Annotated in this window: 19 protein-coding genes; 7 read left to right on the top strand and 12 right to left on the bottom strand. The window is 57.4% G+C overall.

Annotated elements, in window-relative coordinates:
- Positions 1-75 precede the first annotated feature (75 nt).
- On the top strand, positions 76-2,232 hold the full coding sequence (locus DIT72_RS08555; RefSeq protein WP_135954827.1) for a M1 family metallopeptidase: 2,157 nt from the start codon (positions 76-78) through the stop codon (positions 2,230-2,232).
- A gap of 76 nt (positions 2,233-2,308) precedes the next feature.
- Here the strand turns inward: DIT72_RS08555 and DIT72_RS18480 are convergent, their stop codons facing one another.
- Positions 2,309-2,443 (bottom strand): hypothetical protein, encoded by a 135-nt coding sequence (locus DIT72_RS18480; protein WP_265937498.1) that lies wholly within the window; start codon positions 2,441-2,443, stop codon positions 2,309-2,311.
- 311 nt (positions 2,444-2,754) lie between these two features.
- Here DIT72_RS18480 and DIT72_RS08550 point away from each other — a divergent pair, with 311 nt between their 5' ends.
- The 3 genes from DIT72_RS08550 (at position 2,755) to DIT72_RS08540 (ending at position 7,101) form a co-directional block, all read left to right on the top strand.
- Complete coding sequence (locus DIT72_RS08550; protein WP_168355042.1) at positions 2,755-4,878, top strand: putative bifunctional diguanylate cyclase/phosphodiesterase; 2,124 nt, start codon at positions 2,755-2,757, stop codon at positions 4,876-4,878.
- A gap of 215 nt (positions 4,879-5,093) precedes the next feature.
- A complete protein-coding gene (locus DIT72_RS08545) occupies positions 5,094-5,867 on the top strand; it encodes a hypothetical protein (RefSeq protein WP_206081084.1) in 774 nt (257 codons plus the stop codon).
- 346 nt (positions 5,868-6,213) lie between these two features.
- Positions 6,214-7,101, top strand: a complete 888-nt coding sequence (locus tag DIT72_RS08540) for a hypothetical protein (RefSeq protein WP_135954825.1) — start codon at positions 6,214-6,216, stop codon at positions 7,099-7,101.
- 134 nt (positions 7,102-7,235) lie between these two features.
- On the opposite strand, the gene DIT72_RS08535 is transcribed toward DIT72_RS08540, so the two are convergent.
- From DIT72_RS08535 to DIT72_RS08525, 3 genes are read right to left on the bottom strand one after another with little or no spacing between them, the layout of a single operon-like run.
- Entirely contained in the window at positions 7,236-8,039 is an 804-nt protein-coding gene (locus DIT72_RS08535; RefSeq protein WP_135954824.1) for an enoyl-CoA hydratase-related protein, read from the bottom strand.
- A gap of 53 nt (positions 8,040-8,092) precedes the next feature.
- Positions 8,093-8,971 (bottom strand): DMT family transporter, encoded by an 879-nt coding sequence (locus tag DIT72_RS08530; protein ID WP_135954823.1) that lies wholly within the window; start codon positions 8,969-8,971, stop codon positions 8,093-8,095.
- Between the two features lie 4 nt (positions 8,972-8,975).
- A complete protein-coding gene (locus DIT72_RS08525) occupies positions 8,976-10,442 on the bottom strand; it encodes a patatin-like phospholipase family protein (protein WP_135954822.1) in 1,467 nt (488 codons plus the stop codon).
- 125 nt (positions 10,443-10,567) lie between these two features.
- On the opposite strand from DIT72_RS08525, the gene DIT72_RS08520 reads away from it, so the two are divergent.
- Positions 10,568-11,359 carry an enoyl-CoA hydratase gene (locus DIT72_RS08520; RefSeq protein ID WP_135954821.1) on the top strand — a complete coding sequence of 264 codons (792 nt, stop codon included), beginning with the start codon at positions 10,568-10,570 and terminating at the stop codon, positions 11,357-11,359.
- A gap of 6 nt (positions 11,360-11,365) precedes the next feature.
- Here DIT72_RS08520 and DIT72_RS08515 read toward each other — a convergent pair whose 3' ends face one another.
- Genes DIT72_RS08515 through DIT72_RS08505 form a run of 3 tightly spaced genes read right to left on the bottom strand, consistent with a single transcriptional unit; the run spans position 11,366 to position 13,566 of the window.
- Entirely contained in the window at positions 11,366-11,869 is a 504-nt protein-coding gene (locus DIT72_RS08515; RefSeq protein ID WP_135954820.1) for a DUF192 domain-containing protein, read from the bottom strand.
- Complete coding sequence (locus tag DIT72_RS08510) at positions 11,869-12,630, bottom strand: ABC transporter permease (RefSeq protein ID WP_135954819.1); 762 nt, start codon at positions 12,628-12,630, stop codon at positions 11,869-11,871. The genes DIT72_RS08515 and DIT72_RS08510 overlap by 1 nt, the downstream gene beginning before the upstream one ends.
- 15 nt (positions 12,631-12,645) lie before the next feature.
- Complete coding sequence (locus DIT72_RS08505; protein WP_135954818.1) at positions 12,646-13,566, bottom strand: ABC transporter ATP-binding protein; 921 nt, start codon at positions 13,564-13,566, stop codon at positions 12,646-12,648.
- 121 nt (positions 13,567-13,687) lie between these two features.
- Here DIT72_RS08505 and DIT72_RS08500 point away from each other — a divergent pair, with 121 nt between their 5' ends.
- Complete coding sequence (locus DIT72_RS08500) at positions 13,688-14,170, top strand: hypothetical protein (RefSeq protein WP_228260769.1); 483 nt, start codon at positions 13,688-13,690, stop codon at positions 14,168-14,170.
- 5 nt (positions 14,171-14,175) lie between these two features.
- On the opposite strand, the gene DIT72_RS08495 is transcribed toward DIT72_RS08500, so the two are convergent.
- Genes DIT72_RS08495 through DIT72_RS08485 form a run of 3 tightly spaced genes read right to left on the bottom strand, consistent with a single transcriptional unit; the run spans position 14,176 to position 17,178 of the window.
- Positions 14,176-15,642 carry a PhnE/PtxC family ABC transporter permease gene (locus tag DIT72_RS08495; RefSeq protein WP_135954816.1) on the bottom strand — a complete coding sequence of 489 codons (1,467 nt, stop codon included), beginning with the start codon at positions 15,640-15,642 and terminating at the stop codon, positions 14,176-14,178.
- A gap of 16 nt (positions 15,643-15,658) precedes the next feature.
- Positions 15,659-16,309 carry an ATP-binding cassette domain-containing protein gene (locus DIT72_RS08490; RefSeq protein WP_135954815.1) on the bottom strand — a complete coding sequence of 217 codons (651 nt, stop codon included), beginning with the start codon at positions 16,307-16,309 and terminating at the stop codon, positions 15,659-15,661.
- On the bottom strand, positions 16,309-17,178 hold the full coding sequence (locus DIT72_RS08485) for a putative selenate ABC transporter substrate-binding protein (RefSeq protein WP_135954814.1): 870 nt from the start codon (positions 17,176-17,178) through the stop codon (positions 16,309-16,311). Before DIT72_RS08485 ends, DIT72_RS08490 begins: the two co-directional genes overlap by 1 nt.
- Before the next feature lie 178 nt (positions 17,179-17,356).
- Here DIT72_RS08485 and senB point away from each other — a divergent pair, with 178 nt between their 5' ends.
- Complete coding sequence (gene senB / locus DIT72_RS08480) at positions 17,357-18,331, top strand: selenoneine biosynthesis selenosugar synthase SenB (protein WP_135954813.1); 975 nt, start codon at positions 17,357-17,359, stop codon at positions 18,329-18,331.
- On the opposite strand, the gene selD is transcribed toward senB, so the two are convergent.
- A complete protein-coding gene (gene selD / locus DIT72_RS08475; protein WP_135954812.1) occupies positions 18,321-20,597 on the bottom strand; it encodes a selenide, water dikinase SelD in 2,277 nt (758 codons plus the stop codon). The two genes, senB and selD, sit on opposite strands and share 11 nt — an antisense overlap.
- On the bottom strand, positions 20,597-21,253 hold the full coding sequence (locus DIT72_RS08470; RefSeq protein ID WP_135954811.1) for a helix-hairpin-helix domain-containing protein: 657 nt from the start codon (positions 21,251-21,253) through the stop codon (positions 20,597-20,599). Before DIT72_RS08470 ends, selD begins: the two co-directional genes overlap by 1 nt.
- Positions 21,254-21,260 lie beyond the last annotated feature (7 nt).

The raw sequence follows: 21,260 nt of genomic DNA, 5'->3' as shown, positions 1-21,260 counted from the left end.
GGCCTCTCGATCCCGCGTTAGTAATGCCTCATAATCCCTTTGCCTCACTTTGAACAGCAGGATGGAACAGCCCTTGTGCGACATCTGATCCGGTTTTTATATGTGCTGTTTTTTGTACCCCAGGCCATCGGGGATACAGTTCACTACACCATGGATATCGATATTCAGCCTGCGGATCACCGGTTGGAGGCACGAGTCCGGCTTAAACTGCCACCGACCATGCCCGCCTCCCTGGTGTTCAGGCTCCACGCTGAACTTGAGCCTGTTATAACTGGCGGGCAGGCGATACTCGAGCACATTGATGCCGGGGAGACGGGCGACTCTCATGTACCGACACGATCCTACCGTCTGAAACTCGGGAATGGTCAGCGTGAGGCAGAAATCTCGTATTCGGGGACGATATACCACCCGATAAAAAACCTGGCTGATAACTACGCGCGAAGATTCGATGTGTCGCCCGGCCTGATCGACACGGATGGCGTTTTCCTCGCCGGCTCCAGCTATTGGTACCCGGTTATACAGCAGGAACGCCCAGTCAGTTTTGATATGAGTATCAGCCTGCCGGAGAAATGGCACTCCGTTAGCCAGGGACGGCGCGCAGACACCCATAACACGGCGGCGCAGCGATGGACCGAGCAGCATCCTCAGAATCAGATCTATCTCATCGCGGCGCCCTTTACGGAATACAAGGGCACTGCCGGCACGGTCGATACGCTGGTTTTCCTGCGCCAACCTGATCAGGCGCTTGCCGACCGATATCTCGGCGTCACAGAGCATTATCTGCAGATGTACGAAGGCCTGATTGGCGAATACCCCTATAGCAAATTTGCGCTTGTGGAAAATTTCTGGGAAACCGGGTACGGCATGCCGTCATTCACACTGCTGGGCCCCCGTGTCATACGCCTGCCGTTTATTCCCTATACATCCTATCCACACGAAATAGTGCATAACTGGTGGGGTAATGGTGTTTACGTCGATTACGCGAATGGCAACTGGTCTGAAGGGTTGACCAGCTACCTTGCCGACCACCTGCTGAAAGAGAATCGGGGTGAAGGTGCTGATTATCGGCGCGCAGCGCTGCAAAAATACGCAGATTTTGTCGATGGGAATAACGATTTTCCGCTGACCGAATTCCGGGGCCGTCATAATTCAGCGACCGAGGCCGTCGGGTACGGTAAAACAATGATGGTATTCCATATGCTGCGTCGAATGCTCGGTGATGAGCAGTTCACAGAGGGGCTTCGCCTTCTCTACGCCGACTACCGGTTCAGGAACGCCGGCTGGGCTGAAATTGCCAGAACCTTTGCCCGGGTGGCGGGTCAGCCCCTGGATACCTTTTTCAGTCAATGGACGACCCGTACCGGTGGCCCCCGGCTTCAGATCACCGAGGTGTCTGTCGACAAGACAGCCTCCGGCTACCGGGTTACGGGCCTTCTTCATCAAACCCAGAGCGGCAGGCCCTACGCCCTCAGTGTTCCCATAGCCTTGCAGTCAGAAGGCCATGAACAGGCCGTCTGGCGCGAAGTGAAGCTGACACAGGAAACATCTGAATTTTCCCTTGCCCTACATGCCCGACCTCTACGCCTGGCTGTTGATCCGGCGTTCGATCTGTTTCGCAGGCTCCATCGCCAGGAAGTGCCGCCCGCTATAAGCCAGGCGATGGGGGATAAAAAGGTATTGGTGGTTTTGCCTTCTTCAGCGCCTGAGCGCGTGCTTACCGCGTACAGGCAACTGGGAAAGTCCTGGCAGGGAGGTCGGGATAGCGATGTGGAGTTGATACGCGACGATGAACTGGTAACGCTGCCCGACGACAGGACAATATGGCTGTTCGGCTGGAATAACCGGTTCCGGAAGGCGATGGATAAGGCCCTGGAAGGCTACGATTATGCGCTTGCAGACGGGGGTGTAACGATCGATGGACAAGCGCTTGATCAGTCCGAACATGCTGTCGTTGCGGTGGCAAGGCAGTCGGGAGACTCGGAACATGCGCTGGCGTGGCTGGCAAGTGGAAACACAGCGGCACTTCCAGGGTTGGCGCGCAAGCTTCCCCACTACGGCAAGTACAGCTATCTTGGCTTTGACGGCGAGGCGCCGGACAACATACTCAAGGGGCAGTGGCCAACAGTATCGTCTCCGCTAACGGCGGAGTTCACCGGTTCTCCAGCAACAATCGTGCTTCCTCCACGCAAGCCACTGGCACAAATGCCTGGCCTAACGGCTGCGCCGGAATAACAGCATAAAATACGGCTCTGGGAGGCTCTGGAGGCCATAACCTGACTGCCAGAGAGGGGCGACTGACAGCCCCGGCTCAACGAAAGCCGAAAAAGGAAAGAACCGCCAGAACGATAACCACGGCACCGACGATATAGACTATATTGTTCATGTGTAGATCCTTTTCTTCAAAATCCTGAATTCTGGTAACGCCCCCATCCTTGCGGCGCATGATGTAACGTCCTGTTCAGGCATCTCCTTTGCCTCATCTGGATCCACAATAGGCTTTCGGCCCTGGCCGGTCTGTTCGCTGTCGCACAGAGCGCAAAAAAGACGAAAGCGGACGCCGGTCTGTTACCGCACAAACGAACGTCAGCTGTGACTGATAACGTGTAATTAACGCACACTTTACAAGAACTTCGAATAGGATCTCTGCGCGCATACTCCGGCTTTTCGCTCCCGGAAGCGTCGTTTTTTCCGGAAAAGAATGATATGGCTACCCGGATTAGCCCCTGCCCACATACCACGGAGGAGGCCCACGCTATGAAGCTGGCCCGATTTATCCAGACCAACATGGAGCGACTGCTTGAAGACTGGGAAGAAGCCGCGCTGGAAATCGCGCCGGAATTCAGGGGCAAAGACAGCCGTGCCCTGAGGGATCACGCCCGTTCGATGCTGGGCTTCGTCGCCGACGACCTCAGTACCTTCCAGACCGGGGACGAGTCTGCGCGCAAGGCCCTTGGCAAAGGCAAAGTCTCCGGTTCCGACTTCGGAGGAAAGCATGGCAAACACCGTCTGGGGCAGGGTATGTCCATGCTCCAGATGGTGCAGGAACTCAGGGCCCTCCGTGCCCGGGTTACCAAGGCCTGGGGCGTTGAACAGCGGGGTCTTACCGAAAAAGACATTGATGAACTGGTGCGCTTCAACGAGGCTATCGACCAACTGATTGCCACCTCAATATCCAGCTTCTCAGCACTCAAGGATCGGGTAACATACCTGATCGAAGCCATGCTCAAAACGTCTTCCGACCCCGCCGCCATCTTCGACCCCGATGGCAAATACCTGTTTCTCAATGCGGCGATGGCCAATCTGGTCAATGCCACGGCCCGGGACGTTATTGGTCAAACGCCACACGAGCTGGGTCTGCGCCTGGCCACAGACTTGCACGACGCGATCGCTACTGCCGTTACCACCGGCAAGACCCTCCACAGAGAGTATCACCACTGCTCTCCGTCAGGTCCCGAGTTGTATCTGGACTGCAAATTTGTTCCGGTTTTTAATGACAGGGAAGAAATTGAGGCTGTTATCAAGACGTCGCGGGATATCACCGAAAGTAAACGGACTGATTATCAGGTCTGGCGAAGTGCCAATTTTGACGCGCTCACCAGCCTCCCCAATCGGCGGCTGTTCATCGATCGGCTTGAGCAGACCCTGCTGGAGGCCCAACGAAAAGGCAGCTCCTTTGCTGTGCTGTTCATCGATCTGGACCGCTTCAAGCAGGCCAACGACCAGCTTGGTCACCGGGGCGGTGACCGGCTTCTGGTGAAAGTCGCCGAACGCATAAACACCAAGGTCCGGGCCATGGACACTGTCGCCCGCCTGGGCGGAGACGAATTCACACTGATCCTGAAAGAGACCGACCGGAATGGCGCGATGGAAGCGGCAAAGGTACTTCTTGGCAGCCTCGAACAGATGTTTGACGTTGACTCTCACCGGGTACACATTTCGGCCAGCATTGGCCTGGCAGTTTTCCCCGGTGACGGCGCGGATGCCGACAGACTGATGCACAATGCCGATCAGGCCATGTTCGCCGCCAAAGAGGCGGGAGGTCACCGGATTCAGGTCTACGAGTCGTCCATGGAGCAGAGCGAGTCAGAGGATCTGCAGTTGAGGAGGGAGCTGGATGATGCCCTCAGGGAAAACCAGCTGGAGGTTTACTTCCAGCCCATAATCGACATCCGCTCCGGAGCCATATCCAGGGCAGAAGCGTTGCTGCGATGGAATCATCCGCAAAGAGGACTGCTGGCTCCGGACGCCTTTCTCGGCATCACCGAGCAAAGTGGCCTGACCGACAGCATTACCGCGTATGTACTGGAGCAGGCGGTGACCTGCTCGCTGCAGTGGCGCGACCTGAGTAACGAGGCCTTTCCCATCAACATCAATGAATCGCCGGCGTCGTTTGTGACCCGAAGCCTTGTGGACCAATGGCGAGCGCGGCTGACAGAAATTGGCCTCAATGAGAGCAGGATCACCCTGGAGCTGACTCCGGACTCCCTGAACAACATCCATGCCTCCGGTTTCAATCCGGTCAGGAGCCTGGGCCTGGCAGGGTTGCGGCTACACCTGGCAATCGACGATTTCGGTATCGAACCCTTCTCCCTGCTGGCACTTCAGGAGTTCAGGATGGACAGCGTCAAGATTGACAGGGAGCTGATCAGGGACGCCGGGCAGGGTGGCGATGCCGACCGCATACTGGAAGGCATCATCGCTATGGCTCACGCGATAGACGTCCAGGTGGTCGCCGTGGGCGTGGAAAACGACGAGCAGTTGCAGTTCCTCACCCGTGCCGGCTGCGACTATGCCCAGGGTTTCCTGTTCTCCCGGCCACTTCACCCGGATGACTTCGGGGCATTGCTGACAAGGGACCGCCAGAAAGCGGCTTCTTGACAGCGTTCCGCAGCACCAACGGTGCGTCAGCGTTTTTTACGCTCTACCACTCCATCGAACTCCAACTGATTGATAACCCCGCACTTAATTTCAACGGTACAGAGTGTGCTTGATTAAATTTTTGCCGATGGTGTGATCAGGAAAGAGATGTAGATGACCTAACGGCGGTTTTGTGCAAATGATTTCTTATAACAAAAGGGAAAGGAGTTCATGTTATGTACTTTGGTAACAAACTGCTTTGTTTACTGGCTTTGCCAATGCTTTCCGGCTTTGTCGGGCTGGCGCACGCAGTGCCTGCGGATCTGTCTGACTGGGAGATTGATGGCAGCGGAAACTGGACGCTGCAGGCATCGAATGATGCCGTAAAGCAGAGCCTGAACAGCCGGCCAACCGTGTTTTTTAACAACAGGGACAGTCAGGGCACCGCACTGGGAGGGTCTATTGAAGTACAAACCCCGGGTGATGATGATTTTGTCGGGTTTGTACTGGGCTATAACGACGGTGACCTGTTCGCCGACACGGCGGACTACATCCTGGTTGACTGGAAGCAGGGTACCCAGAGCGGCTGGGATGCCGGTATGTCTGTCTCGAGAGTGACAGGATCGATTGATGCCGGTGGCACAGACACGTCAGCCGACGCCTGGACCCATACTGGCAATGTGACGTTCCTTGAACGGGCCCGGACTCTCGGTAATACGGGCTGGGACGATAATACATCGTACCTCTTCGACATTATCTTCACCGAGAGCAACATCAAGGTATTGGTGGATGATGTTCTTCAGTTCGATATCAGTGGGGCATTCCAGAACGGGTCTTTTGGTTTCTATAACTTTTCACAGCCTCAGGTACTTTACGCCGGCATAACCGAAGAGGAAGCTCCGGATCCCGGAACCGGGAATGGTGAAACCCCCGTAGCGGTGCCGACACCGGCCAGTTTTGGCCTGATGATTCTCGGGCTCCTGGGACTGGTGGTTACCAGGCGGCGCTAATACAGAGCGCAGGATTAGCGTGCCGGAATTACCGCAAATTCCTCTGCCCTGCCAGGGACCTGTCGCAGGGCAGAGGAACCACCCGTATCTGCATTTTGTTTCAATCAACTCAGATTTCGGGTAATCAACGCGCAAGCTTAATCGGCCTTTTTGAGTAAAATAATGCTACATACGTAACAAACTGTTACCTTTGCATTAACAACCGTTACAATCTAAAGTTAGCAGTAGACCAAGAGTGGTTTGTAAAAAACAGCAGTCCCACTTTGCCTGCCTGGCTCACCGCCGGGCTCCGGCATTACCTGACGGAAAAGGGACTTTGGCCGAAGTCGAGAATAAGGAAAAAAGGATGTCTAAGCTCACCGGAAACGTATTACCAGGATTTTCAGTGCTCTTCATTGCACTTTCGTTGGCTGCCTGCGGTGGTGGCGGCGGGTCATCGTCATCGGACGATGGAACCGGTGGGGGAACCGATGGCGGAAGTGGTTCAACGCCGGATGATGGCAGTGATCCAGTGGCTGTGGAAACCGTCGTTAAACCGGGTATTTTCACATCAACCATTACCGAGTCTGGAGAGCCCGACCAATCAGCGTTGGCGCTGCTTAGCTCGACTGGGGAATATGCAGTTTTCTCCACCGAGACTCAAGCTGGAACATTCGGAAGACTGACGTTTCAAAGCGACGATACATTTTCTGAAGATGTTGAGGAAGAAGAAAAGGGAACCTACGTTTTCTTGGATGAATCCCGCATCTGGAGGTCTATTGATGGATCTCTTAAAGGTAGCGCTGCCAGTTTGGAGGAATTCACCGCCGCATTCACTGGAGACGCTGCGGACTCTGACGTCGATTTGAGCATAACAGGGAAGCGCTTTAATGCGCTAAGTGATCAACAGTTGACAATGGAGGAAGATCTCAACGCAACTTATTCCATGTTAGCCGGTGAGATTACCACGGAGGTCAATATAAGTCTTGACGGGTCCGTCACGGGATCTGACACTACGGGCTGCGTCATTAGTGGGCCCAGCGGCGCCATCAGCATACCTGATCCGGCCTATAACATATTCGAAGGCACCCTTTCGTTCACCGAATGCCCCCCTTTAAACGGGGTGACGAGCGATCAGCGGAATGGCGATTATCAGATCGTCGGTTATATACAAAGCTCCGAGGAGCGCGGTAAGGAGCTTGTATTCGCCGGTACTAATGATGACGTCAGGTCGGTGTTTATTGGCACCAGATAACGAAAATTCGACCGGGTAAATCCCTGGTCAATATGATCGGAATAAGTATGACCGAAGAGGCAGGTAACTCCGCCATTGGTCAATAAGAAAAAGAAGCCCGGTGATGGCTCAGACCACCCGGGCTTTTTTAATCATCACTTCTTAGCCATAGCCTCCAACATCCGATTGACTGCCTCCAGATGCTCCGGCTCGTTGTGGCACATGCCCTGGAAATTCGCGCACACGTCCAGAAAATCTTTCAGTTCCATCCGCGGTGCCATTGTCATCAGCCTTTTGGTCAGCCGTGTGGCTTTCGGAGGCTGGCTGGCGATGCGGTTGGCCATGGTGTTTGCGGTGTTGAGCAATTCGTCGGCGGGTACCACTTCCAGCACAATGCCCAGCTCCCGTGCTTCCTTCGCATCAATGATTCTGCCGGTGAGGGTCAGTTCAAAGGCGCGCTGGTAGCCGATCAGGCGTTGCATGAACCAGGCGCCGCCGTCACCGGGGATGATGCCGAGGTTGAGGAAGGTCTCGCCGAACTTTGCGTTTTCCGAAGCAATGCGGATATCGGCCATGTTGGCCAGATCGAAGCCTGCGCCGATGGCGGGGCCGTTTACCGCGGCAATGATGGCGACTTCCACCGCCTGCAGGGCCAGGGGTATTCGCTGGATCCCCTTGCGGTAGCGTTCTGCACACTCGGCCACATCGCCGGCGAAGTCGCCGCTGCGGTTGGCCATGTCGCGGATGTTGCCGCCCGCGCTGAAGGCAGAACCGGCGCCGGTGATCACCAGTACCGATACGTCCTGGCACCGGTTCACCCATTCTGCGGTGGTGACGATGTCTTCGATCAGGTGGGAACCTGTCAGAGCGTTGCGCAGATCATGACGGTTCAGGGTGAGGGTGGCTACCCGGTTTTCCAGGGTGAGCAGGGCATCGGTCAGGGTCGGTACGGTGGCCATGGTCAGGGTTCCTTGTTTTCAGTCAGCGCGTATCTTCGCGTCCCGGGGCACGGTTAATCAACTGCTACCCGGGCTCTGCGGTAGCGTCTTACTTCTATCCAGCCATGGGTTGCCAGCGCCGAGAATACAATCACGCCGCCAATCAGGCTGAGGTCTGGCGGCACCTCTCCCAGAAACAGCCACACCAGAAAAGACCCCAGCACGGTTTCCAGCAACAGCATCAGGCTGACTTCCGCCGCCGGTATGTAGCGGGGGCCGATCTGGATGAGGATGCACGCTGTAGGCAGGAAGACCAGGCAGAGCAGGCCAATGAAAAAGCCGTCCCGTGCCGAGAGCGCTTCGGCACCCCCCATGAATGCCGCGACGATGGCCAGCAACAGGGCGCCAAACATCAGCATCACGCTCATATCGCAGTCGGGCCGGGAGCGCGCCACGTTGAGGTTGGCGGCAAGGGCGGTTGCGGCAACGCCGGCCATCATCAGCCCCAGTGGATCGCCTTTGCCCCATTCGCCAATGGCCATGAAGGTGGCGCCGGTCACGCACACCAGGATTACCACCCAGGTTCTCCAGGGCAGGGTTTCCTTCCACACCAGCCAGGCAATAAGCGCGGCGATCACCGGCGCGGTGTTGAGAATAACCAGTACGTTGCCCGCCGCGGTGTTTTTCATGCCCACCACGAAGCCCAGGGTGCTTATGCCGAACGCACCGGCGCAGAACAGGCCTTTCCAGCCGCAACGCCGGATCTCGGTGGTCAGCCGGGAGCGGTATCTCAGCCAGCTGATCACCAGGAAACTGATTGCCAGCAGCAGGCCACGCCAGAACAGGAAGACCACCGGTTCCACCGAGGTGATCTTGACCAGCAGCGCATCGGGCACGATAAACAGTACGCCCAGGGCGGCAATGGTCAGGCCTTTTATCCGTGTGGTCTGCAAGCGGCTACCCCGGGGGTTTGTCGTTCGCGGCGCAGGCCTTCTCGAGCCGTGCAATGCAGTTGCTGAAGGTGCGGCTGATACGGGTCTGGTCCCGGATCATCGGTAATCGTGGCCAGGTGGCCTGCTCACCCAGCCGGATAAACATTTCCAGGTCCTTGCGGCTGGGATTGGCGAGCACCTTGCGGTACAGCAACGGCCGGAACGGGAACTGCACGTTGATGTCCCCGAGGTAGGTCTGCGTTGCCATGGCGTGCGCCTGCTCCAGCAGTGGCCGCAGTATGCCTGATGACCATCGGTTGTGGGTCAGTTCCAGCGCGGTCGCTACCTGGGCGTGCAGTATTGAGGCTGCCGCCTGTTTGGCGGACGCGCCTGCCCCGCGCTCATGATGATGGCTGATAAACGGCAATACATGGGGATTGGCCTGGCTGACGATGGTGCGGTTCACATTATGGAGCCGGGCCATGCGCATCAGCGGCAGGTCGCCGTGTACGCTGCCGTCAATCCAGCGCTCCGTCGGCATATAGGGTTTTTTACCGTTTTTGCCCCGCTCATTGTCCCTTGCCTGAAGTGTTACCGGCGGGTAAATGCCGGGAACCGCACAGGAAGCCAGGATTGCGGAGTCCACCAGTACTTCCGGCGATGCAAGGCTGTTCAGCAATCTGGGTTTCTGGCGGGTTCGGGTAGGCGATACCGAAATGTTGAGGGTGCGCCCGCTATGTTCTGTCGCTTCCCGGAAACTGATGCTGCCAATGTTGGTGTGGATGTGATGGAGCAGATGCGACTGGTCCATGGCGTGGCGTTTCCGCCAGATACGGCCGGGTTCCAGCCAGCGGAATGCGTCGAGATGGATCTCGCCGGGCTCATTGAAAAAACGTTCAAGCTCCTGATTGTTCCGCGTGCAGATAGCGCCGGCCACAATCGCGCCCATGCTGGAGCCGGCAATTACATCTGGCAGCAGGCCCTGTTGCCAGAGTGCGCGTGTCACACCGATGTGATAAACCCCGAATGCAGCGCCGCCGCTGAGCATCAGCGCAGGGCGACCGTAAACCCGCTCGGCATCGCGGAACAGCCGCAGTTTCTGCTGGTCCGTCACCCCCGGCATGTCGTGGTCACAGATGAAGTTCATGGAGCGTTCCACTTCATCCAGGAATTCGGTGACCAGGTACTTGGTACCTGTCCAGGCGATGGCGTAGAGGTCCGGATTGGCGATTTCGCCCAGGTGGCGGTACAGGCTTTCCTGCAGCACACGGGTAAGGCCACGGGTGTCGCCCTTTTTACGGCAGTTCACCATGGCGTCGATGTGTTCGCGGATCAGCTTCTCGTGCAGAAGCTCGCAGCCGCCTTCCCCCCGCCACGTCAGCGCCCCCTCCAGCTCATCCAGTTGCCCGGCCATGGCCAGCCACTGCTCATAGGATGTGGCCTCGGTGAGTTGTTTTTCCAGTTCCCGTCGCTGTTTCTTTATATCTTTCATGCTGACAGGATACATCACAAGGGCTAATACTCCGACCAAAGTCGCTTCGACACTTCTGTTAAGCTGACCGATAGTGCAGAATCTGATCATCGTCCGCCGTTAGAGCAGGACAGAGGGGGAATATAATGAGCGAACAGACCGACGTATTGGTAAAAAAATATACAGTAAACGGAATCACCACGCTCACACTGAACCAGCCGGAGCGCAAAAACAGCCTGTCCGTAGCCATGCTGGAGGCTTTGTCCGCGGAGCTTGAGTCCGTCGCGGACGACGACGAAACCCGGGTGGTGGTGCTGGCAGCCGCAGGGCACGTGTTCTGCGCAGGGCATGACCTGCGGGAAGTTCGCGAACAGTTCGACAGCCATGAGTTCCAGCTCAAGCTGTTCAATCTTTGCAGCAAGGTGATGCAGCAGATAGTGAACCTGCCAAAGCCGGTGATTGCCCGTGTCGCCGGGGTTGCTACCGCTGCCGGGTGCCAGCTGGTGGCCAGTTGCGATCTGGCGGTTGCGGCAGATACAGCGCGATTTGCCACACCCGGTGTGAATATCGGCCTGTTCTGCTCCACACCGATGGTGGCGCTGTCCCGCAATGTATCCCGCAAGCATGCCATGGAAATGCTGCTGACCGGCGAGATGGTGGGTGCTATCAAAGCGGAGCGGATCGGGCTGGTCAACCAGGTGGTCGATGAACAGGCACTGGATGAAACCGTCTACGGCCTGGCCCAGACCATTGCGGGCAAATCAGGCTTTACCCTCAAGATCGGAAAGCAGGCATTTTACAGGCAACTGGAAATGGGGCTGGCCGATGCCTACGATTACACGTCGGAAGTCATGGCCAATAACATGCAGGCTGCTGACGCCCAGGAAGGTATCTGCGCCTTTCTCGAGAAGCGCCAGCCGGACTGGAAAGACAAGTAAGACTCGCTAGCGGCAGTCCGAAGGTTCCAGTGAAAGCCGGTCTCCCTCTTCAATTCCCCGGCTTTCAAAAAAGCCGTGGTTCATTTCCAGTGCCCGATAAAACGGCACTCCTGCCGGATAGGTTGGGCAGTCCCTGCCCTGAGCTTGCGGGCAGGGTGGCATCTGGCGTATGGCGCGAATGATGCCGTCATGGTCCAGGTAGGCAATGTCCAGCGGGATCAGTGTACGATACATCCAGAAGCCATGGTCCGCCCGGCGCTGGTCGCGGTACACAAACAGCATACCGGCGTCTGGCGCCAGATATTCTCTTTCCATCAGCCCGCGGCTGCGTTGCTGAGGGCTTTTGGCCATTTCCAGCGTGACGGGAATTGCCCCTTCCGTGGTTATCAGGCAGGCCTGTTGCACGGGCAACGGGTCATTGTCCGGAAAGGCGGCCAGGCAACCGGAGAACAGCAGCGCCGTCAGCGAGGCGATGACCCGCAAGCTGAGCGCCAGCGACCGCCTGTTCATCAGGAACGCAACCGGTAACCGGTTTTGAAGATCCACCACACGCCCACCATGCAGGCGGTGAGGAACAGCAGTGTCATTCCCACGCTGATACCCACATGCACGTCCGACACCCCGTAGAACGCCCAGCGGAAGCCGCTGATCAGGTACACCACCGGGTTGAACAGGCTGATGGTCTGCCAGATTTCCGGCAGCATGTCGATGGAGTAGAAGGTGCCCCCGAGAAACACCAGCGGGGTAACAATCATCAGCGGGATGATCTGGAGTTTTTCAAAACCGTCTGCCCAGATACCGATAATGAAGCCAAACAGGCTGAAGGTGATCGCGGTCAGTACCAGGAAGGCGAACATCCAGAACGGATGCAGCACCTCGTAATCCACAAAAAGCCGGGCGGTCATTAATATGATGACCCCGAGTATCACCGACTTGGTGGCGGCCGCCCCGACATAGCCCAGCACCACCTCCACATAGGAAACCGGCGCAGACAGCACCTCATAGATAGTGCCGGAGAACTTGGGCATGTAGATGCCGAAAGACGCGTTGGAAATGCTCTGCATCAACAGGGACAGCATCACCAGCCCGGGGATGATGAATGCACCGTAACTGATGTCGTTGATCTCGCCCATGCGGCTGCCGATGGCGGAACCGAACACCACGAAATACAGGGAAGTGGAGATGACCGGCGATGCCACGCTCTGCATCAGTGTGCGCCGCATGCGGGCCATTTCAAAATTGTAGATTGCACGGACACCGTACAGGTTCATTGCATCACTCCCGCATTATTCATTGACCAGGCCTACAAAGATCTCTTCCAGGGAACTCTCCCTGGTCTGAATGTCCCGGTACTCGATATCCAGATCGCCAAGGGTTCGCAGCAGTCTGGCTACCCCGGCCTGTTCCTGTTGCGAATCGAAGGTGTAGATCAGCTCATAGCCGTCTTTCGACAGTTCCACCGGCTCCAGCGCAAGCTGGCGCGGAATTGTCTCCAGTGGGTGCTGCAGATGCAGGCGAAGTTCCTTTTTGCCGAGCTTGCTCATCAACTGTGCCTTGTCCTCCACAAGAATGATTTCACCCTGGCGGATAACGCCGATGCGGTCGGCCATCTCCTCGGCTTCCTCGATATAGTGGGTGGTGAGAATGATGGTAACGCCCTTTTCCCTGAGCTTGCGGACCATGTCCCACATGTCCCGCCGCAGCTCCACATCCACGCCTGCGGTGGGCTCGTCCAGAAACAGGATCTGGGGCTCATGGGACAGGGCCTTGGCGATCATCAGGCGGCGTTTCATCCCGCCGGACAGGGACATGATACGGTTGTTGCGCTTGTCCCACAGCGACAGTTCCTTCAGGATTTTTTCGATGTGATCGGGTGCCGGCGGCTTGCCAAAAAGGCCGCGGCTGAAGGAAACTGCGCCCCAGACGGTTTCAAAGGAGTCGGTGTGAAGCTCCTGGGGCACCAGGCCAATGCTTTCCCGGGCCTTGCGGTAATCCTTGACGATATCGTACCCCGCAGCTTTTACTTCGCCGCTGGAGATGTTCGCGATGCCGCAGATGATGCTGATCAGCGTCGTCTTGCCGGCGCCGTTGGGGCCGAGGAGGGCAAAAATCTCTCCACGTTCAATGTCGAGGTTGATATCGTTGAGGGCCCTGAAACCATCAGCATAGACTTTGTTGAGGTGCTTTACGGAGATATCCGGTTGCACGGGCTTATCCTGTTGGTGGTGAATCAGAGCGCAGCATTTTCTCACGACCGGTGCTGCATTAGAAAGCTTTGCCTCGGTAGCAATGATCCCCATAATGAGTGCTTACCCTGGAGGAATGGATGTGTTGAAAGCCGTTGTAACTGTCATTGCCATCGCGGGCGTGGGCATCCTCGGGTTTTTCGGGCCGCGATGGCTTATGACGCAAGCCGATAACCAGCCTGATAACAGCGGGGCTGTATGCGACCTGCTCAATGATACGTGCCAATGGACGCAACAGGGCAATGATTGGGATGCCCGCCTGGTAAAAAATGGTGTCCAGGCGGAAGGCACCGAGTATCGGCTGACGGTAAGCACTGACCGGAACCTGCCGAGATTACTGGCGGTGCTGCGCGGCGAATCCATGTACCTGGGTGAATATCCGGTGCCGATGACCAGGGCAGGGGTAGCGCCGGATGGCAGCAGCCAGCTCTGGAAGGCCCGGTTTACTGCGCCCTTCTGCACTACTGATCCGGAAATGACCTGGAGAATCGACCTGCAACAGGCTGTCGATATGAAACCTCAGATGCCGGTGAAACTGACATTTGAGGCCGAGGGCCGCGGCTGAAAGCGCTAGCAGGTCGGCATGGTCTGCAGTGCGAGTTTTTTGCGGATAAACCGGCCGAGAATATCGACACCAATATTCAGGGAAGCGGTGATCAGGATGAGCACCATGGCCTTGTCAAACTGGATGTTCTGGATGGCGCTGTCGACATAGAAACCGAGCGTATAGATACCCAGAATGCCCAGGATGGCGGTTTCCCGCATGATGATTTCCCACCGATAGAACAGAAATGCCAGAAACGACCGGTAAACACGGGGCACCAGCTCATAGGTGTATCGATCCAGACCGGTTGGTGCGTCGGGACGCAGCACAATGGAGCTGGACTGGCGGCCGATCAGATGGCCGATGATGCCGCCGTTATGCAATGCCAGCGCTACCACGGCGGGCAGCATTGAAGGGCCCCATAACTGCAGCAGAATGTAGGCGAGGATGTACTCCGGCGTTGATCTCAGGATGACCAGGAACACGTGGCCGCTGGTGCGGCGCACCGGCCCGCCGAAGTGCGTGGAAATCAGCGGGAACGCCAACAGCGCAATGATCCCCGTGGCAACCAGGGCAATCTGGGTGAGTATCACGGTATTCCAGATGCCGGGCAGTGCCTGGGTGATAAACAGGTCGCCAAGCCAGGTGCCCATGCCGGACCAGCCTTCCTCGCCTTTAAGGGGCGCCGGAACAATGTCCTGGGTAAAAAACCGCGCCACGTTGCCCCAGACAATGGGCATGCCGTCACCCAGGAAGAAGGGGGCACCAAGAACATATACCGGTAACAGTTTGGGTCTGACCCACAGCGGGAGCGTAGCGATCAGCACATAGAACAGGATCAGCATGGCGCCGGCATCGGAATAGTGCCCCTGGGAAAACGCAGATTCCAGGTAGAAGCCGAGCGTCGGCAATCCCACAAACCCGAGAATGGCACTGGACCGAAGACCGCACTCAAGACGATAGGCGGTGTAGGTGCGCATCTGCACCCAGCAGTCGGGGATACGGGCATACAGGAACGCAGAGACCACGCCGGTGCCCGGTGGCAACAGGCGCCCCGGCTCGGGGTCCGCCTCTTCCAGGATTTCGGAATAGACCTTGGCAAAAATACCCGAGTAGGGAATGGCAATCGCCAGTACGCCGGTCAGCGGGTGAAAACCAAAGAACTGCAGAAAGATCAGTGCCCAGAAGAGCTCGTGGATGGCACGAATAAAGGCACAGAAAATCCGTACCGGATAGGCGCGGTAAACCAGCGCCAACAGAAATCCACACACACTGCCCAGGGCCACACCCACGAACGCAAACGCGACGGTGCGGAGCAGGGCGGTGGCCAGCCCTTCGGTGCTGAAGAAATCGGGCGTCACCACGCCCAGGAAGAACCGTCCCAGATCTTTCCAGGGATTTGCCGCGGTGATGGCAATATCCGCAAACACCAGACCGACCAGGGCAACGGCGGTAAAAATCAGGCTGGCTCTTACGGTTGGCGAAGACAACATAAATAGGGGTTCTGGTTCAGTAAAGCGGCATGATATCGGCCGGGGTCAGCTTTTCGCTGGGCTCATCCAGAGCGATCTGTCCATTCTGGATCCCGACAATCCGCGTGCAATAGGCCAGCGCCAGCTCCACATCGTGAAGGGCAATAACGCTGGTGCGGAAACGCTGCTTGAGCAGTTTCATGACCATGTGGGCACTAGGCCCATCCAGTGCCGAGACCGGCTCGTCGGCCAGTAACAGGTCGGAATTCCGGTACAGTGCCCGGGCAATGGCAACCCGCTGCCGCTGGCCACCCGAGAGCGAGGCGGCCGGAATCCAGACCTTTTCGGGCATGCCCAGTTCCGATAGCAGCGCCTTCACTTCACGGGCGTCCTTTGCAAACGGACGTATCAGTGTGAGCGTGTTGTACCAGGTGGCATTGGCGTCAAGGCGCCCCATATACACGTTATGGAAAACCTGCAAAGCATTCACCAGGCCCAGATTCTGGGGAACAAGGGATGAGTGACCCTGTACCTGCTGGTGTATCAGGCTGATCAGCGTTGACTTGCCGGCACCGCTGCGGCCAACGAGGGCGACCCGATCGCCCTCCCTGACGCTGAGCGAGAGCGGGCCGATGACCCGCTCTCCGCCAAACGATGCTGTCAGGCCGGTTAGATCAAATCCCGACATTAATCGATGATTCCAATCTGCTTGCCGACAACCCGGATTGGCTCATAGGCGTCATTGGAAACCGGAATGAAGCCACTGCGTGGGAAGCTTTCCAGAAGCTCCGGATCATCCATTGCCAGCAGTGCTTCCTGAACGCGCTGTGAAAAGCCCTCGCCGAACCGTTCATTGACGTCGCCCCGAATGGTCCACTGATAGTTAGGGTAGGAAGGCGTTGTCCAGATCACTTTAACGGCATCTGTGTCAATGTTGTTGTTCTCCATTTCCTTGTCCCAAACGGAGAAGTTGATTGCGCCAACATCATAGGTGCCAGCCTCAACCAGTCGAAGGGTGCGGGTATGGTTGCCACTGAACCCAACTCGGCTGAAGACCTCTTCCGGGCTCTCGTCAAAGGCTTCGCGGATATAATATTCCGGGATCAGGCGTCCGGAGGTGGAACCCTTGGAACCGAATGTGAAGGTTTTGCCGCGGAGCTCGTCCGACAGCTTCTCCATTTCATCAAGGCCGGTGCTTTTATGGGCGATGAAGTGTGAGTAGAACGCCTTGTCCTCTACGCCCTGGGCAATGGCTTCCGAGCCCGGGACCAGTTCCCGCGCCTGAACGCCTGAAAGCCCCCCAAACCAGGCCAGTTGGACCTGATTGTTTCGAAATGCCGAAATAGCTGCAGCATAGGACTTTACCGGGATATAGCGAACGTCTACATCCAGTTCGCCGGACAGATAATCGGCAATTCCCCTGAAACGCTCTACCAGTTTGGTTTCGTCTTCATCCGGTATTGCAGTGAACACGAGGGTTTGTGCTGAAGCTGCTGCAGACACTGTCAGTGCCATAAAGCTGACAAGCGCCAATTTCCGTATAAAATTCAGGGTCATTTGAATTTTCCTTGTGTCTGAAAAAATGTGTTTCGATGAATGAACAGAGTGGACTGCTGCTTAAAGCGGCTCAGGATAACGTGATTTACCCCAACTCTGAACATCTATACGATTCAACCGGATAAACAGGTTATGGATATCCATCAAAAATGAAGATTTTTTCCGGAGCCGGTCATCCATGAATATTACCCTGATCACGCCAGCGCCGCCGGGCTCGAGGGCCGGTAATCGGGCCACGGCCGAGCGCTGGAGCCAGCTGCTGGAACAGGCCGGGCACCGCGTTAACATTGTCACGGAATACAACGGTGAACCCTGCGATCTGTTTATCGCACTTCACGCCTGGCGAAGTTCCGCGGCGGTTGTGCGTTTCCGGGCGACGCATCCGGACACCCCGTTGATTGTTGTGCTCACCGGCACCGATATCTATGACCATCAGCACCGGTTTCCAGATATTACCCATGAGTCCATGATACTCGCTGACTGCCTGATCGGGCTTCATCACCGGGTCGGCCGGGACATCCCCGCACGCTTTACCGGCAAACTGACAACGGTACTGCAGTCTGCGGACAGGCCTGCGCCTCCATCAGGGCCCAAAGCAGGCTTTGATATCTGCGTTATCGGCCACCTCCGCGACGAGAAAGACCCTCTGCGTGCCGCATTGGCCGCCCGACAGCTGCCGGAAACCTCCGCCATCCGGGTGATCAACGCCGGTAAGGCCCACAACCCGGAGTGGGAAGACAAAGCTCTGGCTGAACAGAACACCAATTCCCGATTTCGGTGGCTCGGGGAAGTGGACAAGTACGCCGTCCACCAGCTGATGAACCGCTGCCGTGCCATGGTGATCAGTTCGTTCATGGAAGGCGGCGCCAATGTTGTGTCTGAAGCCTGCCGTGCGGGCCTTCCGGTCATTGCCTCGGATATCTCCGGCAATATCGGGCTTCTGGGCGACGATTACCCGGGCTATTTCCCTGTGGGTGATGACACGGAACTGGCCAGGATGTTACAGCGGATAGAGCAATCCCCCGATTTTCTGGGGGAACTGGAAGTTCGCGTAAAGGAGCTGGCCGGCCGTTTCACCCCGCAAGCGGAGCAGGCTTCGTTGCTGGCCGCCATTGAACGGGCAGCGGCCGGCCATGCCCGGTTCAATCCCTGAGGGTGATCGGCTCGATAGGGCCGCTCTCATCCTGGGGTAGCACGCGGCCGATGACGGCTGTGTGCGGATAACCCAGCGCCCTGAGCTCGTCAACACAGGCCTCGGCCTGATTGGCCGGCACGCTGGCCAGCAAACCACCCGCGGTCTGGGGATCAAAGATCAACGGATAGCGGGGGTGCTTGACCCACTTCTCCTGATCGCGGATACCGCGCCGCAGACGGATGTTGGCGGGCTGCAAAGAACTGAGAATGCCCGCAGCTGCCGTTTCTTCGGCGCCGGGCAGAATCGGAATCGCTCCCAGATCCAGCTCCGCGTCCACACCCGAGGGCCTGGTCATTTCTACCAGGTGCCCCAGCAGTCCGAAACCGGTTACGTCGGTACAGGCTTTCGAACCGTGCCGGCGCAGGCATTGCGCGGCCGCTTTATTCGATTGCACCATTGACGCCAGTGCGGCATCAATCCAGCGCCCCTTCGCTTCCAGTTTTGCATGGGCCGCAAACAGGGTGCCGGTACCGATGGGCTTGGTCAGAAGCAGCACATCACCGGCCCGCAGGCCGCCTTTGCTCATCACTTCTTCGGGGTCGATGAAGCCATTTACGGCAAACCCCAGTGCCAGCTCACGGCCCTCACCGGTGTGGCCGCCCACCAGCGCGCAACCCGCTTCGTTGAGCACTTCCACGGCCCCTGACATCATCTGGTAAACAACGTCTTCCACCTTGGATTCGATACCATAAGGGACGGTTGCGACCGCCGTGGCACTCTGGGCTTCGGCACCCATGGCGAACACATCTCCCAGCGCATGGTTGGCCGCAACCTTGCCGAACACGTAGGGGTCGTCGATAAATGCCCGGAAGAAGTCGACGGTATGCACCACGGCCTTGCCCGCAGGCACTGTCAGTACCGCGGCGTCATCCGGCGCATGCAGGCCGATCAGAATGTCGTCCCGCTCAATCGGGCGTAATTCGCCAAGCGCCCGGGACAACACTGTGCTGCCCACTTTCGCGCCGCACCCGCCACAGCGCATGGCGACGGCGGATATGGCCTGGGACGCTTCCTCGGCATTCTGTGCCGCGCCGGTGTCGGGCAGGGCAGAGTTCTCTTCCATCGCCGGAAGGTCGTTGAACTTTGCCATGAAGCGCTTATCAATGTGATTTTTCCAGTGCCACACCCACTTGCCGGCAAAGGACATATCTCCGCGGGACGCCACCGCAAACTTGTCCCCGGTGCTGATCAGCGCCAGCCACTTTTTCTGGGGGCTGAAGGCCCTGACCGCTTTGCCCAGTGCGTAACGCTTGAGGTTGTCTGCCAGCGGGCGGCCCTGGCGCACGGCAAATACGCCGGCCTTCTCGCGGGGATGATTGACCACGTTGGCAATGTCGCCAACGGCAAAAATGTCGTCATCCGTTTCCGTTTGCAGCGTATCCCGGACCCGGATAAAGCCACCCGGGTCCAGTGCCAGGCCGGTTTCCTCAAGCCACTGCGGGCCGCCGGCCCTGGTAACCCAGAGCACCTCGTCCACGCTGTGTACGTCAGCGGATTCGGTGGTCAGGTGCCCCGCTTCAACCTTGGTAACAGCCGCTCCCAGGTGAACCTTTACGCCACGGCTTGCAAGTTTGTCGGCAAAAACCGCCCGCACCTTTTCGTTGTGGGTAGGCAGTATCTGGTTTTCCGCATCAAACAGGTGAAAATGCAGCTGGTCCGGGTCGTGGCCACGCATTTTCAGTTCGTTGCGGAGCCGGAACTGCATGGCAAGCGTAAGCTCCACTCCGCCGGCGCCGGCGCCGACCACGGCCACCGACATCGGGCCTTCGTGGTTTTCCAGCCGCGAGAGCAGGGACAACCAGCGATTATTGAAGCCATTGATCGGTTTGACCGGCACCGCGTGGTCCCTGGCACCATCCACGTCATTGACGCGGGGTGAAGAGCCAATGTTCACAGAGAGAATGTCGTAAGGCACATCCGGCCGGGACCGGCAGTTTACCCGCTTGCGGGAACGGTCAATGCCAATGGCTTCATCCCGGTAGAAGCGGGCACCGGCGAATTCGGCCAGCCGGCTCAGGTCGATATGAACGTCGTCGTAGGAATAGTGCCCGGCCACATAGCCAGGCAGCATGCCGGAGTAAGGGGTGTGGGTGTCTCTGCAGATGAGGGTAAGGCGGACACCGGGAACGGGGTTCATGGCGAATTGCTTCAGAACCCCGACGTGGCTGTGCCCGCCGCCAACCAGGACAATGTCCCGTAGTACAGGCTGCTCAGACTGTTGCATCAAATAATTTTCTTGGCTTCATCGCTGAAGGTGCTGAAGCCCTTCACGCCTGAAAAGGCCTGCAGTTTTTCCTGATCTTCTGCAGATGGATGGGCGATCTGCTCAATCGACGTGATGCCTGCCTCTTTCATTTTTTTGGCCGTGGCTGGCCCGATACCTTTTACCCGGGTCAGGTCACTCTTGTCTTTCGGCTTTTGCTCAGCGGTTTTCCTGGCAGCGGTCGTCGTCTTCCCGGAGGCTGCTTTCGCGGTAGAAGCCCCACTCTTGCCGGAATCCGTTTTGGGCTTGGCCGTTTTCTTCGCCGCTGTCTTGGTGGAGGCGGACTTTTTCTTAGTCGATTTGGCAGGCTTTTTCGCTGCCTTTTTCACTTCCTTGCTGGAGACGCCGAGACGGTCCATCACGGTGTTCTGCAGCTCCTGGAACTCTCCCAGGCGGCGCTCATACTCTTCACTGAAGCGTTTCATTTCACGGTCACGGAGTTCGTCCAGTTCTTTCAGCAGCTTGCGAACCGGCTCCTGGATCTGGTTTTGAACGCCGTCGAACTGTTTGAGCGCTTCATCGATCAGCTTTTCAATGCGTGAGGACGTCTTGTCGAATTCCTTGTTCACTTTCTTGACGACTTTATCAACATTTTGCTTGTTGGCTTTCTTGGCCATGGGGACT

It is taken from the genome of Marinobacter orientalis, from assembly GCF_004792665.1.
GTDB classification, from domain to species: Bacteria; Pseudomonadota; Gammaproteobacteria; order Pseudomonadales; family Oleiphilaceae; genus Marinobacter; species Marinobacter orientalis.
The sequence above is the reverse complement of the archived record's forward strand: the minus strand, read 5'-3'. Positions and strand labels throughout refer to the sequence as shown.

Coding starts and splice junctions, on each gene's coding strand:
- DIT72_RS18480 (WP_265937498.1), bottom strand. CDS start 2,443: ATGCGCCGCAAGGATGGGGGCGTTACCAGAATTCAGGATTTTGAAGAA.
- DIT72_RS08550 (WP_168355042.1), top strand. CDS start 2,755: ATGAAGCTGGCCCGATTTATCCAGACCAACATGGAGCGACTGCTTGAA.
- DIT72_RS08545 (WP_206081084.1), top strand. CDS start 5,094: ATGTACTTTGGTAACAAACTGCTTTGTTTACTGGCTTTGCCAATGCTT.
- DIT72_RS08540 (WP_135954825.1), top strand. CDS start 6,214: ATGTCTAAGCTCACCGGAAACGTATTACCAGGATTTTCAGTGCTCTTC.
- DIT72_RS08535 (WP_135954824.1), bottom strand. CDS start 8,039: ATGGCCACCGTACCGACCCTGACCGATGCCCTGCTCACCCTGGAAAAC.
- DIT72_RS08525 (WP_135954822.1), bottom strand. CDS start 10,442: ATGAAAGATATAAAGAAACAGCGACGGGAACTGGAAAAACAACTCACC.
- DIT72_RS08520 (WP_135954821.1), top strand. CDS start 10,568: ATGAGCGAACAGACCGACGTATTGGTAAAAAAATATACAGTAAACGGA.
- DIT72_RS08515 (WP_135954820.1), bottom strand. CDS start 11,869: ATGAACAGGCGGTCGCTGGCGCTCAGCTTGCGGGTCATCGCCTCGCTG.
- DIT72_RS08510 (WP_135954819.1), bottom strand. CDS start 12,630: ATGAACCTGTACGGTGTCCGTGCAATCTACAATTTTGAAATGGCCCGC.
- DIT72_RS08495 (WP_135954816.1), bottom strand. CDS start 15,642: ATGTTGTCTTCGCCAACCGTAAGAGCCAGCCTGATTTTTACCGCCGTT.
- DIT72_RS08490 (WP_135954815.1), bottom strand. CDS start 16,309: ATGTCGGGATTTGATCTAACCGGCCTGACAGCATCGTTTGGCGGAGAG.
- DIT72_RS08485 (WP_135954814.1), bottom strand. CDS start 17,178: ATGACCCTGAATTTTATACGGAAATTGGCGCTTGTCAGCTTTATGGCA.
- senB (WP_135954813.1), top strand. CDS start 17,357: ATGAATATTACCCTGATCACGCCAGCGCCGCCGGGCTCGAGGGCCGGT.
- selD (WP_135954812.1), bottom strand. CDS start 20,597: ATGCAACAGTCTGAGCAGCCTGTACTACGGGACATTGTCCTGGTTGGC.
- DIT72_RS08470 (WP_135954811.1), bottom strand. CDS start 21,253: ATGGCCAAGAAAGCCAACAAGCAAAATGTTGATAAAGTCGTCAAGAAA.